Consider the following 14,225-nt stretch of genomic DNA (forward strand, 5'->3'; position numbering starts at 1 on the left):
CTCTGCTATTGTTTCTTTTTCAGTACATAATTAGCGGCCAGATCGCCGGTAATTCTTTGGCCTTCAGTATCTAACATGATCAGCTGATTTTCACCGACCAGATACTGTGTGCCATCTTCCAAAGTGATTTTTTGGCCTTTCTCATCCCACGCTGCTTTGCCCATCAGTTTTAAAATCTTCTCATCTTTACCCAAATAGACCGTTTCTTGAACAAAGCTATTATCAGATTGTAATGTGATCAGGGTTTGAATACCTTCGCAACTGGCGCATGGCAACACACCTTCATAGCTGCCTGCCCAATCGAGTGAATTTTGGCTGGTATCGCCGACAGGGACGGTTTTAGCGGCTTCTGTTTGAACTTGGGTTGTATCGACTGCTGTTTCTTCTTTTGGGGCTTCAGAGCAAGCCGTGGTAAATAAGGCCAGAAGTGCGATGCAACATAGTGATTTGTTCATAGTGGCTCCAATAGAATTTCGGGGTGTTACGGGTTAAGTGCACTCATCATACCCGTCAAGGCTGGCTTAGCCTAACTTTGGCTATTTCTATTTTATAACAATAGCTTAAGTTGTACTTGTGTTTGTTCTAAGTGGCGTGAGTGTTAGTTATTAGCCTAAAGTCTGTGACCAATAAGATGATAATTTATCCTTTGAAACTAGTCACTTTCGAGATTGAATCTATACTAAAGCTTAACTATTCATCGTAGACGGTGGTTCTGTGGCGTTATTTAAGAAAAGTGCTGATGTTATCGAGGATAAATCCCATAAGCCTAAACAAGGCATTTGGAAAGTTGCCATTATTGATGATGAGCCTGGGATCCATGAGGTGACTCGATTTGCTCTAAAAAATCTGACCTTAGATAATCGGGTATTACAGTTCTATTCCTGTTACAGCGCCGCTGAAGGTTTAGCATTACTTCAAACCGAAACGGATATTGCATTGGCTTTTATTGATGTGGTAATGGAAACCGACCATGCCGGATTAGAGCTCGTTCAAAAAATCCGTACTGAATTAAATAATCACAGCACCCGCATCATTTTACGCACAGGCCAGCCGGGACAGGCGCCTGAAGATCAAGTGATTCGGGACTTTGATATCAATGATTACAAGGCCAAAACAGAGCTTACCGCGGCTCGGCTTAAGTCTTGTGTCTACACTTCACTGCGTTCCTATCGCGATATTAAAATCATCGAGCAAAGCCAGAAGGGGATGGAGAAAGTTATTGCTGCCTCCACCTCGGTACTTAAAAGTCATACATTACATAATTTTGGCAGTGCTGTGCTCGAACAGACTTTGCAGTTACTCAATCTTGAAAGCTCAGCCCTGTATCTCACAAGCTATCATCAAGACCTTTACCTCGATACCCAAATGAATCTTCTGGCCGCCACGGGTGAGATGATCAGTTACTGCGAAGGTGGCAGCGTTGAGACGCTACCAGGGGATGTACGTGAGTATATTATCGAGGCTATCGCGCTAAAAACCTCGCTCGTTCGTGACAATATTTACGTTGGGTTTTATGAGCTAAGTGGTCATGTCACCAGTATTTTATATTTGCAGCACAATACTAAGTTAACGGATTTTCAAGTCAGTATTCTTGAGCTATTTGCGGCCAATGTGAGCTTAACTTTCGAGAATTTGTCGGGCCGTGAAAATGTGCAGCAGACGCAAAGGGAGCTGATTTTAATCATAGGTGACGCCATTGAGCAGCGGAGTAAAGAGACCGGAGCCCATGTACGTCGGGTTGCGCGCATGACTGAAATGCTCGCGATTGCTATCGGCATGCACGCGGACTTTATCGAAACGATTCGTTACGCTGCGCCTTTGCACGATGTCGGTAAAATAGGTATCCCTGAGAGTATCTTACATAAGCCAGGCAAACTTGATGCCGAGGAATGGGCGATCATGCAAACCCATGCGGAGAAAGGCTATAACTTGCTCGCGGGATCAAATCGTATTATTGCCAAAATGGGTGCCCGAATTGCTTATACCCACCATGAGCGTTGGGATGGGCAAGGGTATCCCCGTGGAATTGCTAAGGAAGAAATCCCCATTGAAGGCCGACTCATGGCGATTGTCGATGTGATTGATGCGTTGCTTTCCAAGCGCAGTTATAAAGAGGCGTGGTCAGTCGATGCGGTGCGAGAGTATATTTTGGCGCAATCGGGTAAGCAGTTTGACCCCGTACTGTGTGAAGCGAGTTTAAAACTGTTAGATGCGTTTGCCTCCCTACATATCCATATTCCGGACGAACCGCTATGACCCGAATGCTTGATCGAATCCTATTTGATGTCAGTAAGTCTCAGGTTATTGATGAGGGCGATCTCATTCAAGCATCACAACTTATTGTGAGTTCAATCTGTAAGGGATTACAGATCACGCGGGCGGGCATTTGGTTGTTTGGTCAGGATAATCAGACTATTGCTTGTTATTATTTACTCGACCACCAACAGCCGCAAGAAGCGTTAGTGCTCACTCGCGCGCAGTTTCCTCATTACTTCAGCTTACTCGACAATGAGCGCACCATTGTCGCTAATAAGGCGCAAACGGATCCTGCCACCAAAGAGTTTGTCGACAGCTACCTGAAACCGAATCAGATCACCTCTATGCTGGATAGCCCCATTCGTCACCACGGCAAAATGGTGGGGATTATTTGTTCTGAGCATCAAGGTGAGGCGAGGGAATGGACGCGGGATGAAAAGGCGTTTGCTTCGGCACTGGCCGATCTCTTTGGCCGAGCCATGAGTGCTAAAGAGATCCTCGAATACCAACAACAGCTCAAACTCATTAATACCGATTTGGAGCATCAAGTTGAACTACGAACAACCGAACTTGAGACGGCCCTATCGACCTTAAAATCGACCCAAAAGCACTTAATTGAAAATGAAAAAATGGCCGCCTTAGGTAGCTTAGTCGCCGGTGTTGCTCACGAGGTGAATACGCCACTGGGTATCGCGGTAACATCCGTGACCCATTGTTTGGATGAGTTATCGCTACTAAAAGGGTCATTCGAGAAAAACGATCTCGATGAAGATAAGTTTGTCAGTTTTATCAATACAATGCAGGACGGTTTATGTTTAATTGAGCGTAATCTTTCCCGCGCCGCAGAACTGGTTCATAACTTTAAACGCACTGCCGCAGATCAATCGATATTGGAACGTGAGCGCTTTAATTTAAAGAATTATATTTTCCAAATATTTAGTTCGTTAAAGCCCTTAATGCGTAAGAAAAACATCACCTTAAAAGTCGAACTCGATGACAATATTTTTATTGATTCTTACCCCGGCGCCATCGCTCAGATTTTTACCAACTTAGTTGCTAACAGTTTTCGCCACGCTTTCCCTGATGATTTTGTCGGAGATAAACAGATTGTCATTGTGGTTGAAAAGGAGGGGGCACAGATCAAGATGACTTATCAAGACAACGGCATCGGCATGTCCGATGAGGTGAAAGCCAAAGCATTCGAGCCATTTTTCACCACTGCGCGCCAAAGTGGTGGCACAGGTTTAGGGATGTCGATTATTTATAATCTGGTCACCCAAAAGCTCAATGGTAATGTGTCACTCTTCTCAGCGCCGAATCAGGGTTTACGTATTGAGATGCTGATCCCCGAGCAGTAGCAAGGGCGAAGATTGGTGAGCGCTAGGTTCAGCAAATGCGCTTGTCTTTATTGAATAGAGGATTGATTCATCTTACTGAAGCTGAATGGCTTTTAGTGCTTGGAATGCAAACGGCTATTGCGCCATTAATTTCGTTAATCGACTGACTCATCTGCTGTCATCCGTTCTTCCGGCTCGTCGTCTTTTATATGCTACAATCTGGACACTTCACCTAGCTTATCAATCTTAAATATTTCAATGAGAAAAGGCATTTTACTGGCGGGCGGTACTGGCTCGCGTCTTTATCCTATGACGCAGGTTGTCTGTAAGCAATTACTGCCCATTTACGATAAACCTATGATTTATTATCCACTTGTCACCCTAATGCAGGCTGATATTCGGGATATATTGATTATTTGCACTTCCCACGATTTGCCGCTATTCCATGCATTACTCGGCGATGGCAGTCATTGGGGACTTAAGCTGCAATATGCCGAGCAAGCCTCTCCGAAGGGATTGGCGCAAGCGCTCATCATTGCTGAGCCATTTTTAGCGGGTGAAGCCTGTGCGCTTATTCTTGGGGATAATCTATTCTATGGTCAGCATTTAGCGGCAAATTTGCAACATGCTTGGCAAGCCCAAGCTGGGGCGACCGTTTTTGGTTACCATGTGGCGAATCCTAATGCTTACGGTGTCGTTGAGTTTGATGGTGCAGGTAAGGTGCTTTCTATTGAAGAAAAACCTCAACATCCACGCTCTCGTTACGCTATGCCTGGGTTGTACTTTTTTGACGGCCGCGCGGCCGCATTTGCAAAAACGGTTTTACCTTCGGCAAGGGGCGAGTTAGAGATTGTCGATGTTATCACTCGTTACTTAGCTTTGGGAGAATTGCGAGTCGATATTCTTGGGCGGGGGACAGCTTGGTTAGATACTGGCACGCCGGATGCGATGGCCGAGGCGACACAATTTGTTGCTGCCATTGAGAAACGACAAGGTTTAAAAATTAATTGCCCAGAAGAGACTGCATTTCGCAGCGGTTGGATCAATGCGCAGCAATTAACTGAATTAGCTCAGCCTTTACTCAAAAGTGGTTATGGTGAGTATTTGCTCGGCTTACTCGATAAGCAGGTTTTTGATGAAATGTAGCGCAACTGAGTTAGCCGAAGTGCTGGTGTTTGAACCGCAAGTCTTTGGGGATGAACGCGGTTTCTTTATGGAGACTTTTAGGCAATCCTATTTTGATGCCTGCTTTGCACAGCGGGGATTCGAGTCATTTGTATTCGTGCAGGAGAATCACAGTCGCTCGCAACGTAATGTCCTGCGAGGCTTACATTTTCAACGGCGTAAACCGCAGGGGAAGTTAGTGCGGGTCTGTGCAGGGAGTATTTTTGATGTGGCCGTCGATATACGGTCCGAGTCGGCCACCTATGGAAAATGGGTTGGGCGAGTGCTATCAGCTGAGAATCATCTGCAAATGTGGACCCCACCGGGCTTTGCTCACGGTTTTTATGTTCTCAGCGATTATGCTGAGGTTATTTATCAATGTACCCAATATTATGATCCTGAAGATGAAGGCGTTGTCGCTTGGAATAGTGCAGAATTTGCCATTGATTGGCCATTAATTGCCGCACCGATTTTATCCGCGCGAGATAGCCTCGCCAGTGCATCATCATAAAGCCAATCACGGTTTGTATTAAAAGGAATGACAATGAGTTTATTATTTTCGCCTTTAACCTTAGGTCAACTTGAGTTAGCGAACCGCATTATTATCGCGCCCATGTGTCAGTATTCGGCTGAAAACGGCCAAGCAACCGATTGGCATACGATTCATTTAGGGAGCATGGCGTTATCGGGGGCGGGAATGCTCATTCTTGAGGCCACCGCCGTTTTGCCCAATGGCCGAATTTCCTATGCAGATTTAGGCCTATGGGATGACAAAACGGAAGCCGCCCTAGATAAAACCCTCAAATCTATCCGTAAATACTCAAATATGCCGATGGCGATACAGCTTGCCCATGCGGGGCGTAAAGCATCAACTCGAAAACCTTGGGAAGGTGGCGGCGCTATTGCACCCGACGAACATAACGGTTGGCAGACGATAGCGCCTTCCGCGCAGGCCTTTAATGAAGGCACTGCATTACCGAGTGCGATGACCTTTGATGAAATTGATGAGCTTATCTTGGCATTTGTTAGTTCGGCGCAAAGAGCCGAACGATTAGGGCTTGATGCGATTGAAATTCATGCTGCCCACGGTTATTTATTACACCAATTTTTATCCCCGTTATCGAATCAACGTACCGATAAATATGGTGGCAGTTTAGAGAATCGACTGAGCTTGTTGTTGGGTGTGTTTGATGCCATTAAGGCTGTGATATCGCCTAAAATGGCACTCGGTGTGCGGATTTCGGCAACCGATTGGGTCGAGGGTGGTTGGGATTTAGCCCAAAGCCTAGTGTTGGCAAAAGCATTAGAGAGCAGAGGTTGCGATTTTATTCATGTGAGTACTGGTGGGTTAAGTCCGCTGCAACAAATCCCTGTCGCTGAGCACTTTCAAGTACCTTTTGCCGAAGCCATTAAAGCTGAGGTAAACATACCTGTGATTGCCGTGGGATTAATCACAGATGCTAATAAAGCGGAAACGATTTTGGTGCAAGGGCAGGCCGATGCTATCGCGCTTGCTCGCACTATGCTCTATGACCCACATTGGCCTTGGCATGCAGCCGCAACACTCGGTGCAACTGTGAAAGCGCCGCCACAGTATTTACGCTCATCGCCACATGGGATTAAGTCGCCAATAGAGTAGTGAGCTAATTTGGCAGTGCAGATTTTACTATTGTAAGTTAGTCCTAATGGCAGAAAACAAAACGGGCAAGAATTATCTTGCCCGTTTTGAGGTTTTACTGCGTACTAATTATTTAATGGGGTCAACACTGGGTTTGGTATACCAAGGCGCACGTGCATCAGTCACATCGAACAAGTTGTACTTACGGCCAAGCATTTGACCGCCGTCACGGGTTAACGGCATCCACGATAGGAAAGCACGACTATGGGTAGACTTAACCGTCATTAGATCGAATGGGATGGAAATATAGAATCCCTTGGTAAAGCTTCCCTCACCGTATTCATCTGCCGATAGATTAGTTTTAGTCGCAAATGCGCCGACGATAACACCACTATCAAACTGTTTAGAGAAGTCAACCGTCACGCCTTTATCTTCGGTGAGATACTGCCCTGCACTCACTCTGAGTAAGGTATTAGGAAACCACTCAGGTTGGTAATAAGCCGTTGCATGGCCTGTCACTACACCGGTTTGCACTCGGTAAGCCCGATTGGTTAGAGGATCAAATTGGTTTTCGTCACTAAAGAAACCGAACATACTGTCGGGATCTCGCTGTTTCGCATAGTTAATATCAAAACCAAATGCCCATTGGCTATTGAGTGGACGATAGAGAAACTCAGTCCCCACACCGCCATACATCATCTCCAAATAACCACCATAGGCTTGGTAGGAAATGTTATCACTAAGATTATCCATCCATGTCAATTGGAGGTTATTAACCCTCACCGGGTTATCATGAACGTATTGGCGTATTAACGTTCTTACTCGTTTCAAGTCGGTACCGTCTGGTGGTACGTCATATAAGAATTTATCATAGTTATCATAGAGATTAAGATATAGCGAGCCCGATAGTTCTAAATTATCACTAAATCGATACGCAGAATTTCCTGTGACACCAACGTTGAACATATAGAAGCCTTCAGAACCCCCAAAAGATTGCACCATAGTTGGCGAGACATCGAAACTTAACTTATCTAACCAATCTTCATCGGTTCGAGTGATTAATGTTCCTCTTGGATACATAGGTACACTGACTTCAGTGCTATCAGTTATATCTGCATTGATATACCCGTAGGTAGCGACTTGCGCAAATTTACCAGCGTCGATACGGGTTTCTGTAATAGGCTGGTTATAATGGGTTTCTATCAGACGATACTCGGTAATAACATCTTTATTGGTGTTATTTGCCAGTATAGTCGCTGCTCTTTTGTGAGCCTGTTTACGATCCATATACTTTATTTGATCCGCAACAACAGTCACGCTGTGGCTATCAAGATAGATTTTAGGATTATTGTAGCCTGCAATTTTCCCTAGCTCTTTAGCCACTTTTTTCCAATCAGTTTGGTCTAGTATGTGTGCGTTGATAGTATTCGTCGCCAGTTTCAACGACTCTTTTTCTGCAATAGATGCGATAGGTTGTTTTTGTACAGAGGTAACGGCCAACTCAGATGCTTGAGATGGTAGTTTTTGATTAGCATTTTCACGCGTTATGTCTTTATTGGACATAGGCGCAGCAGCTAAAGGTTTATATTCTTCGGCTGGAGTATCGCGTTTTATTTGTCGTAAGTCGTTGAAATTGGTTTGCAGACTCACACCGAAGGTTAACGTGTTACCGCGCTCATAGCTTAAGTGAAAATCACTCCAGCTTGTTGCGCGATAGAGTAACCCGTAGTTAAACTTACTATCCTGAGGCATGTTAATTGCTCCCCTAGTTACGGGGAAGTCTGCTTGATAATCGTTGCCGTCATATTCTACTTTTACTCTTAAAGGCTCCCAAGGCGTTTGATATTCCACCCCACCGAATAATGCGGCGCAGCCCTTAAACCAGCGTTTATAATCGACTGTGCCACCTTTGCCACCTTTGCCACCAAATGAAGTATCCCGATCACAGTTGTAATTAAGGTTTTTTTTATCCGATGTCAGGTTGCCGCTATTACCGATATAGCCCCAGCCAATACCTAAGGTGAAATCAAGTGGGCCTACACGTTTAGTTGCGGCAATAAATTCTCCATCAAATAAACCTGTACCGCCTATGTCTCTAATCCCAACTGAGGTTTCTGGAAGCCATGCACTTTCTTCAAGTAAACGGGCTTTAAAATCAAGGCCTTTATCTGTATATTTTGTGTTACCACTGAAAGTTGGATCATCACTGTAGAGTAAATCTTGTACTTCGGTATATCGTGCAGTTGTTTCTAACCACGAAAATAATTGCACTGACGCTGAAAAATGTTGGTATTCAGAGTTGTACATTGTTGCTAAATTAAACTCTCCCTCTGGTGCCATTCGGCCCGTCGGCATTTGAATTAAGCCGACACCGCCGAAGTCAGTCTGTGAGGCTTTTAGTATTGGATAACTAAATTCATCCGCTTGGACATGAAATAAAGGCAAAAGAGCTAACGCAATTGCGGAAAGTTTGCATATGGTCAGATTAGAATGGGTAGTGTTATTCATTACAGAGCCCGATTCCTTAGTAATTCAATAATATTGGCGTTTAATGTGTTGTAGTCTTCTAATAAGTCTGAAAACTCAAGGTAAATCACTGCACCTGGAGCAATATCTTGTGCTTGAGCGTTCCAATAGGCTATTGGCTGTTTTATGGCGTTTCCATCGGGTTGAATTACCCATACAAAGTCACCATCTGAATTCTCCAGTGGTTGTGCTTTGGCTAGGTAGTCTTTACTACTGGTATTGAGTTTCCATTCGTAACTGCCCGTTCGAGCGACGGCGCCCGCTACAACTATTGTGGTAGGACGAGGAGGTAAAACGAGTTCAAAGCGACCATCAAGGAGAGGGTTGTATGCGTCAGTTATTCGAATGAGATCAAGATCTAATGGCTGCATTACGCGTTTGCCAAGTTTTATTTGCCGTAAAAACTGCGCCAATTTTGCAAGCTTAGCGATGTAGATGCTGTCATTTGAGGCTTCACCCACTTTAGCGAGTTCGGACAGGGCTTCTTTGCGTTTGGTTTCTAAAACTGCAGTATTTTGGATGTCGAGTAGTGCCGCGCCTAACCAATAAATCGGCACAGTTTCGTTGCTAGTGGTTTTATTATATTTAGGAAGTTGCACTAACCCGTCTTGTACGGCTTGTTCGAGGCGCACAGCAGTTGGATAAGTGAGTTGAACCTGCGCACCCTGGTTTGCGGATGTCGTGACTAAAAGCTGGGTATCAGCCTGAGCAATGTTTGTCAGCACAGAACCGAATAGCAATGCTAAAGGTGTGAAATAAGATCTCATAATGCCTCCACTAAGACGCAAACGGCTTGAGTAATGAAATGTCGATAAAAGGCAGATTCGGTGCAATCTTCTGGCGACTCTTAATTACATTTCCTGTCTCAGGTGTTAGCCAAAATTCATTTTGGTACTGAATATTAAGATCATCGACTAAGACAATTTCACTGTAATGCAGCGCTTGAGTAGGAATATCATTGATAAGAATTTTTTCTTGACCGACCAAATTAAAATAGGAGGTGGCTCTGTAGCCAAAATGATAGCCGGGTTGCCAGTCAATTATTCGAGTCCAAGTTTTGGGGGTAGAAGCTAATTGCAAACCTAACATAATCGGATCCGGTTCTGTGCTCTCTACTGCAACTAAATCCCCGGTTGGATTATTATGAGTCCGCACTAAACGGCCATTCACCGTAACTATCATGCCCTTATCCGCAGAGAGCCATTTCAATTCTGTACTAAGTGTTGTCGGTACTTGCGTTAAACTAACTTTGGGTTCTGCAAATACAAGTACAATAAACACCTGTGACATATCGCCAATTTGAGCGTAAATACTGGCGTAGGGAATATCGTTGACTTGTTGCGTAGACAACTTAACGTCTTTATCACCAATAAAGGCGAGTTTCAATGTGTCGTTAAGCGCACCGATTCTTTGGCTACAAGCTGTTGTGTTCAATAACACAAGCGAGAGGGTGATTAGTGATACTAATTTTTTGTGTATATGCATCCGAGTTGCTTATTCTCAATAGTAGTAAATATTGAATTTTAAGTGATTTCCGACTTTAAGTCATTTCTATATCTAGACTATAGTCAAAAAAAAACCGCCATAAGGCGGTTGTTTTAACAAGCATGGACTGATTAGTTACCAGTACCAGTTGTTGTACCAGTACCAGTTGAAGTAATTGGATTGCTATCAGAACTGTTAGAAACGGCTACTGCGCCAGCTACTGCTGCGGCTACGCCAACTGCAACTGCAGACATAACGCCAACAGAAGCACCAGCAGCAGTACCAACACCACCAGCAGCAGCACCACCAGTTGTACCAGCACCACCAGTTGTAGTCGGGTCTGCTGCCATAGAGCTAAAAGCTGTCATTGCAATGATAAGTGCTAGTGAAGTTTTTTTCATTTTGATTCCCTTGTTGAAAAAGTTACGTAATTCTTTAGCTAATCTATTAAAACATATTAAGTGATTCAAACAAAATTATCAATGTTAAATATATTATATTGTCCATACTAAAGATTAAATTTTTGTCTCTAATATACATGCTATATCTTCTTATTTTACATGAAATTTTAGTAAAGAAACTTGATTAAGTTGATAGTTTATTTTAAGCAAAAGAAAGCTTTAAGTTCGTCGATTTGCTCCATGGCATCTTTGTAGCCTAGGTCGATCAACGCGCTGGTGTAGGTTTTTTCAAATAATAGGTAGGACACGATACTAGAATCTGATTGTCTATCTATACCAATAAAACCGAGTAAGGTTTTTACTGCCCATGGCATGTCATCGTAGAAGCGGGCGGCAATTTTGCTGAGGTCTTCGCTGGGCTTGATGACTAAGGTTTTAATTGGATGCAAGGCCAGCTTGTTGCGGCTTGACTCGGGGATCAGGCTTAAGGTGTTATTGATCCTTTCGAGCCGCTCAAGGTCGCTGTTTAAAGTGTCGGAAAAGATCGTATCGAGCAGGTGGCCCGCTATGGATGCCGTTTTCGGGTGATATTCCAGTTCCATTGGGAAGTGTTTGTGTGGACTCTCTAAGTTAATGACTAAGAGTTTTTCGGCGCCTAAATGGATAGGACTTGAGAGCGGTGCCAACTGGTGGACCGAGCCATCGCCATAATAGGCTTGATTGAGTTTAATCGAGGGGAACACCATAGGGATAGCCGAACTGGCGAGTAGGTGCTCAGTGTTGAGCATCATACGTTCGCCACTGCGCCTGGCGCGGGTCCAGTTTTCGATATCCCGTGAAGCTTGGAAAAAACTTACTGAGCGTGAGTTGTTGTAGCAAGAGGCATCGACGCTGAGGGCGGTGAGGGCGCCGCTGCGAATATTACGATCGATGCGTTTAAAATCGATTAATTCATTGAGCAGTTTTCGAAGAGGATCGTTATCAAGCAGACTGCCGGCGTCGGTATTAACCTTATCGTCCTGCATGCCTTTGAGAGCCATTTTACCAAGGTGGCCAAGCACGCCAGTGATGGATGCGCGATACACTTTGCGAGTCTCAAAATGGCGCCACACCCATTCGAGCTTTTTGACGCCAAGATGAAAACAGGAAGCATGGGTGGCTATGGAGGTGCCATTGATGGCGCCTGCCGAGGTGCCACAAATGATTTTAAAGGGAATGCCATGATTACGCGGATAAAGCTGAACCAGTGCTTTTAGCACGCCGACTTGATAGGCGGCTCTTGCGCCGCCGCCACCTAATACTAATGCAGTTGATGTAGGCAATCTTCAGACTCAATTTATTGTTTTAATAGTTTTATTAAAGCAACGCCCCCCTATAAAAAGCAAGTCGATAGACTCAATTAGTTGCAAATTTCGATTTATAGTCTATTCGATTGCTGCAATATTTCGCTTTAAACAATTAATCCGCTGTAATCTTGGTTGTTTGGCTGAGGCCAAAGCAGTGCTCCGTTGTTGGAAACTCAGCGGTTCTCACTTCTCTGGCGTATTCGGCGCAGGCGTGAGTGATTAAGGGGCCTAAGTCGATATAGCGTTTGGCAAATTTAGGCGTGTAGTCAGAAAATAAGCCTAAAATGTCTTCAGTCACGAGCACTTGACCATCGCAGGCGGGTGAGGCGCCAATGCCGATTACGGGGATTGAGACTTCTGCCGTTACTGTGCGCGCCGCGAGTTCGGACGTGCCTTCAATCAGTATGCTAAAAGCGCCTGCTTGCTCAAAGTCTTTCGCTAAACGAACGAGGGCTTCGATGGCGGCAGCATCCCTAGCTTGGGTTTTAAATCCACCCAATTGATTGACGTGTTGCGGCATCAATCCTATGTGTGGCATCACAGGGATCCCTCGCTGGGTTAAAAAACGAGTGGTGTCGAGCATTTCTGCGCCACCCTCAAGTTTTACCGCCTGCGCGCCTGTACGTATTAATACTAGGCTGGCATGTCTAAAGGCTTGCTGAGGCGATTCTTGATAACTCCCAAAGGGCATATCGATAATCACGCAGGCATGTGCTGCGCCGCGAGTGACAGCAAGACCATGGTTAATCATCATTTCTAAGGTAACCCCTAGTGTAGAGTCTTGCCCATAAACCACCATACCGACGGAGTCGCCGACGATAATCATATCCACATGGGGATCGATAAGTTCCGCCATCGGTTTTTCATAGGCGGTGAGGGCAACTATGGGCGTTTTACCTTTCATTTTCTGTAAGGTAACGGGTGTTACGCGGTTTTTATTCATGTGGATGCTCATGTCATCTCCAATTTGTTCAATCTGAGAGGGCATGTTAGCGCTTGCCGCTTTGGCGTTAGCTCGATAGGTTGACTTAATGTCTAGATAAAAAGACACTTCTATACATAAAAGTGCTTTTATACAAAGAGGCGCTTCAGTACGGAAGAGGCTCGATAATACGAAAAGAAGCTTCGATATAAAAATCACCTTGGGCGATAACACCTTGAATCAAGTCACTGACACTCCTTTATCTCAGCAGCAAATCACTCAGCACACTCAGGTCGCACCTTCACGTTTAGCCGCCGCAGGGCTAAGCGCGTCCATCATGTTGCTTAAGCGAACACTCAAGCCGTTTGAACATGTGCAGCGCCATCGTCATTCTTGGGGACAGGTCATTTATGCCAGCCAAGGTGTGTTGAGTGTGATCACGCCTGCGGGGCGTTACATAGTGCCGCCTGAACAAGCGGTATGGGTGCCTCCCTTTGTCGATCATGAGGTTATCGCGCTAAGTCAGGTGCAATTGAGCAGTCTGTATTTGGATGAAACCCAGATAGGCGGTTTTCCATCCGACTGCACTTGTTTGAGTGTGAAGCCTGTTTTGCAGTTGCTACTGCAAGAGGCTAATGCCTTGATGAAGAGTGAGGCTGGGCTGATTGATCCCGATTTTAAGGATAGCGTCATGCGGCTCTTGATGGTGATCCGTGACTTTATGGTGCTCGCCCCTAAGGTCGCCTTGGATTTACCTTATCCTAAGGATAAAAAATTACTGCGCATTACCGAGGCTTTGCTTGCGGATCCGAGCGAGCAACGTACTTTGGTGGATTGGCAGCGGGAGGTCGGTGCCTCGGCCCGCACGTTAGCGAGATTATTTAAACAGCAAACAGGGCTGAGTTATAGCCAATGGCTGCAAAGGCTTAGGTTGCAGGTGGCGATTCAAATGCTTAGTCGAGGTGAATCTGTGCTCACTACAGCGTTATCTTTAGGTTATGCCTCGGGTTCAGCCTTTGGATATATGTTCAGACAGTTGATGGGCGTCGCTCCGAGTCAGTACCTGTTAGCGCAAAGTACCTTGCCAAAAGTACAGTGCCAAAAATAAAAAGATAAACAGCCACAGATAAAAAGTATTGTCGCGAGTCAATGTGATCGAAGAAGGTCAAT

13 protein-coding genes are annotated in these 14,225 nt (G+C 45.0%); 6 read left to right on the forward strand and 7 right to left on the reverse strand.

The window, feature by feature from the left end:
- Nucleotides 1-5 precede the first annotated feature (5 nt).
- Nucleotides 6-455: a copper resistance protein NlpE gene (locus tag DYH48_RS05585; protein ID WP_115334245.1), complete on the reverse strand. Its 450-nt coding sequence runs from the start codon at nt 453-455 to the stop codon at nt 6-8.
- A 259-nt stretch (nt 456-714) separates the two neighbouring features.
- On the opposite strand from DYH48_RS05585, the gene DYH48_RS05590 reads away from it, so the two are divergent.
- From DYH48_RS05590 to DYH48_RS05610, 5 genes are all read left to right on the forward strand, one after another.
- Nucleotides 715-2,256, forward strand: coding sequence for a DUF3369 domain-containing protein (locus DYH48_RS05590; RefSeq protein WP_006085562.1), 1,542 nt, complete (start codon nt 715-717; stop codon nt 2,254-2,256).
- A complete protein-coding gene (locus DYH48_RS05595) occupies nt 2,253-3,614 on the forward strand; it encodes a GAF domain-containing sensor histidine kinase (RefSeq protein ID WP_115334246.1) in 1,362 nt (453 codons plus the stop codon). Before DYH48_RS05590 ends, DYH48_RS05595 begins: the two co-directional genes overlap by 4 nt.
- A gap of 237 nt (nt 3,615-3,851) precedes the next feature.
- Nucleotides 3,852-4,739, forward strand: a complete 888-nt coding sequence (gene rfbA / locus DYH48_RS05600) for a glucose-1-phosphate thymidylyltransferase RfbA (RefSeq protein ID WP_115334247.1) — start codon at nt 3,852-3,854, stop codon at nt 4,737-4,739.
- Nucleotides 4,729-5,268 carry a dTDP-4-dehydrorhamnose 3,5-epimerase gene (gene rfbC / locus DYH48_RS05605; protein ID WP_115334248.1) on the forward strand — a complete coding sequence of 180 codons (540 nt, stop codon included), beginning with the start codon at nt 4,729-4,731 and terminating at the stop codon, nt 5,266-5,268. Before rfbA ends, rfbC begins: the two co-directional genes overlap by 11 nt.
- A gap of 33 nt (nt 5,269-5,301) precedes the next feature.
- Nucleotides 5,302-6,396, forward strand: a complete 1,095-nt coding sequence (locus DYH48_RS05610) for an NADH:flavin oxidoreductase/NADH oxidase (RefSeq protein WP_115334249.1) — start codon at nt 5,302-5,304, stop codon at nt 6,394-6,396.
- Between the two features lie 108 nt (nt 6,397-6,504).
- Here DYH48_RS05610 and DYH48_RS05615 read toward each other — a convergent pair whose 3' ends face one another.
- From DYH48_RS05615 to panB, 6 genes are all read right to left on the reverse strand, one after another.
- Entirely contained in the window at nt 6,505-8,883 is a 2,379-nt protein-coding gene (locus DYH48_RS05615) for a YjbH domain-containing protein (RefSeq protein ID WP_115334250.1), read from the reverse strand.
- Entirely contained in the window at nt 8,883-9,668 is a 786-nt protein-coding gene (locus DYH48_RS05620; RefSeq protein WP_115334251.1) for a capsule biosynthesis GfcC family protein, read from the reverse strand. The genes DYH48_RS05615 and DYH48_RS05620 overlap by 1 nt, the downstream gene beginning before the upstream one ends.
- Nucleotides 9,669-9,678: 10 nt before the next feature.
- On the reverse strand, nt 9,679-10,386 hold the full coding sequence (locus tag DYH48_RS05625) for a YjbF family lipoprotein (RefSeq protein ID WP_012089663.1): 708 nt from the start codon (nt 10,384-10,386) through the stop codon (nt 9,679-9,681).
- Between the two features lie 131 nt (nt 10,387-10,517).
- A complete protein-coding gene (locus DYH48_RS05630; protein ID WP_370452670.1) occupies nt 10,518-10,856 on the reverse strand; it encodes a hypothetical protein in 339 nt (112 codons plus the stop codon).
- A 128-nt stretch (nt 10,857-10,984) separates the two neighbouring features.
- Entirely contained in the window at nt 10,985-12,109 is a 1,125-nt protein-coding gene (locus DYH48_RS05635) for a patatin-like phospholipase family protein (protein ID WP_006082348.1), read from the reverse strand.
- Between the two features lie 136 nt (nt 12,110-12,245).
- Nucleotides 12,246-13,088, reverse strand: coding sequence for a 3-methyl-2-oxobutanoate hydroxymethyltransferase (gene panB, locus DYH48_RS05640; protein WP_115336101.1), 843 nt, complete (start codon nt 13,086-13,088; stop codon nt 12,246-12,248).
- Between the two features lie 187 nt (nt 13,089-13,275).
- On the opposite strand from panB, the gene DYH48_RS05645 reads away from it, so the two are divergent.
- Entirely contained in the window at nt 13,276-14,163 is an 888-nt protein-coding gene (locus DYH48_RS05645) for an AraC family transcriptional regulator (RefSeq protein ID WP_115334253.1), read from the forward strand.
- Nucleotides 14,164-14,225: the final 62 nt, after the last annotated feature.

It is taken from the genome of Shewanella baltica (genome assembly GCF_900456975.1).
GTDB classification, from domain to species: domain Bacteria; phylum Pseudomonadota; class Gammaproteobacteria; order Enterobacterales; family Shewanellaceae; genus Shewanella; species Shewanella baltica.

Coding starts and splice junctions, on each gene's coding strand:
- DYH48_RS05585 (WP_115334245.1), bottom strand. CDS start 455: ATGAACAAATCACTATGTTGCATCGCACTTCTGGCCTTATTTACCACG.
- DYH48_RS05595 (WP_115334246.1), top strand. CDS start 2,253: ATGACCCGAATGCTTGATCGAATCCTATTTGATGTCAGTAAGTCTCAG.
- rfbA (WP_115334247.1), top strand. CDS start 3,852: ATGAGAAAAGGCATTTTACTGGCGGGCGGTACTGGCTCGCGTCTTTAT.
- rfbC (WP_115334248.1), top strand. CDS start 4,729: ATGAAATGTAGCGCAACTGAGTTAGCCGAAGTGCTGGTGTTTGAACCG.
- DYH48_RS05610 (WP_115334249.1), top strand. CDS start 5,302: ATGAGTTTATTATTTTCGCCTTTAACCTTAGGTCAACTTGAGTTAGCG.
- DYH48_RS05615 (WP_115334250.1), bottom strand. CDS start 8,883: ATGAATAACACTACCCATTCTAATCTGACCATATGCAAACTTTCCGCA.
- DYH48_RS05620 (WP_115334251.1), bottom strand. CDS start 9,668: ATGAGATCTTATTTCACACCTTTAGCATTGCTATTCGGTTCTGTGCTG.
- DYH48_RS05625 (WP_012089663.1), bottom strand. CDS start 10,386: ATGCATATACACAAAAAATTAGTATCACTAATCACCCTCTCGCTTGTG.
- panB (WP_115336101.1), bottom strand. CDS start 13,088: ATGAGCATCCACATGAATAAAAACCGCGTAACACCCGTTACCTTACAG.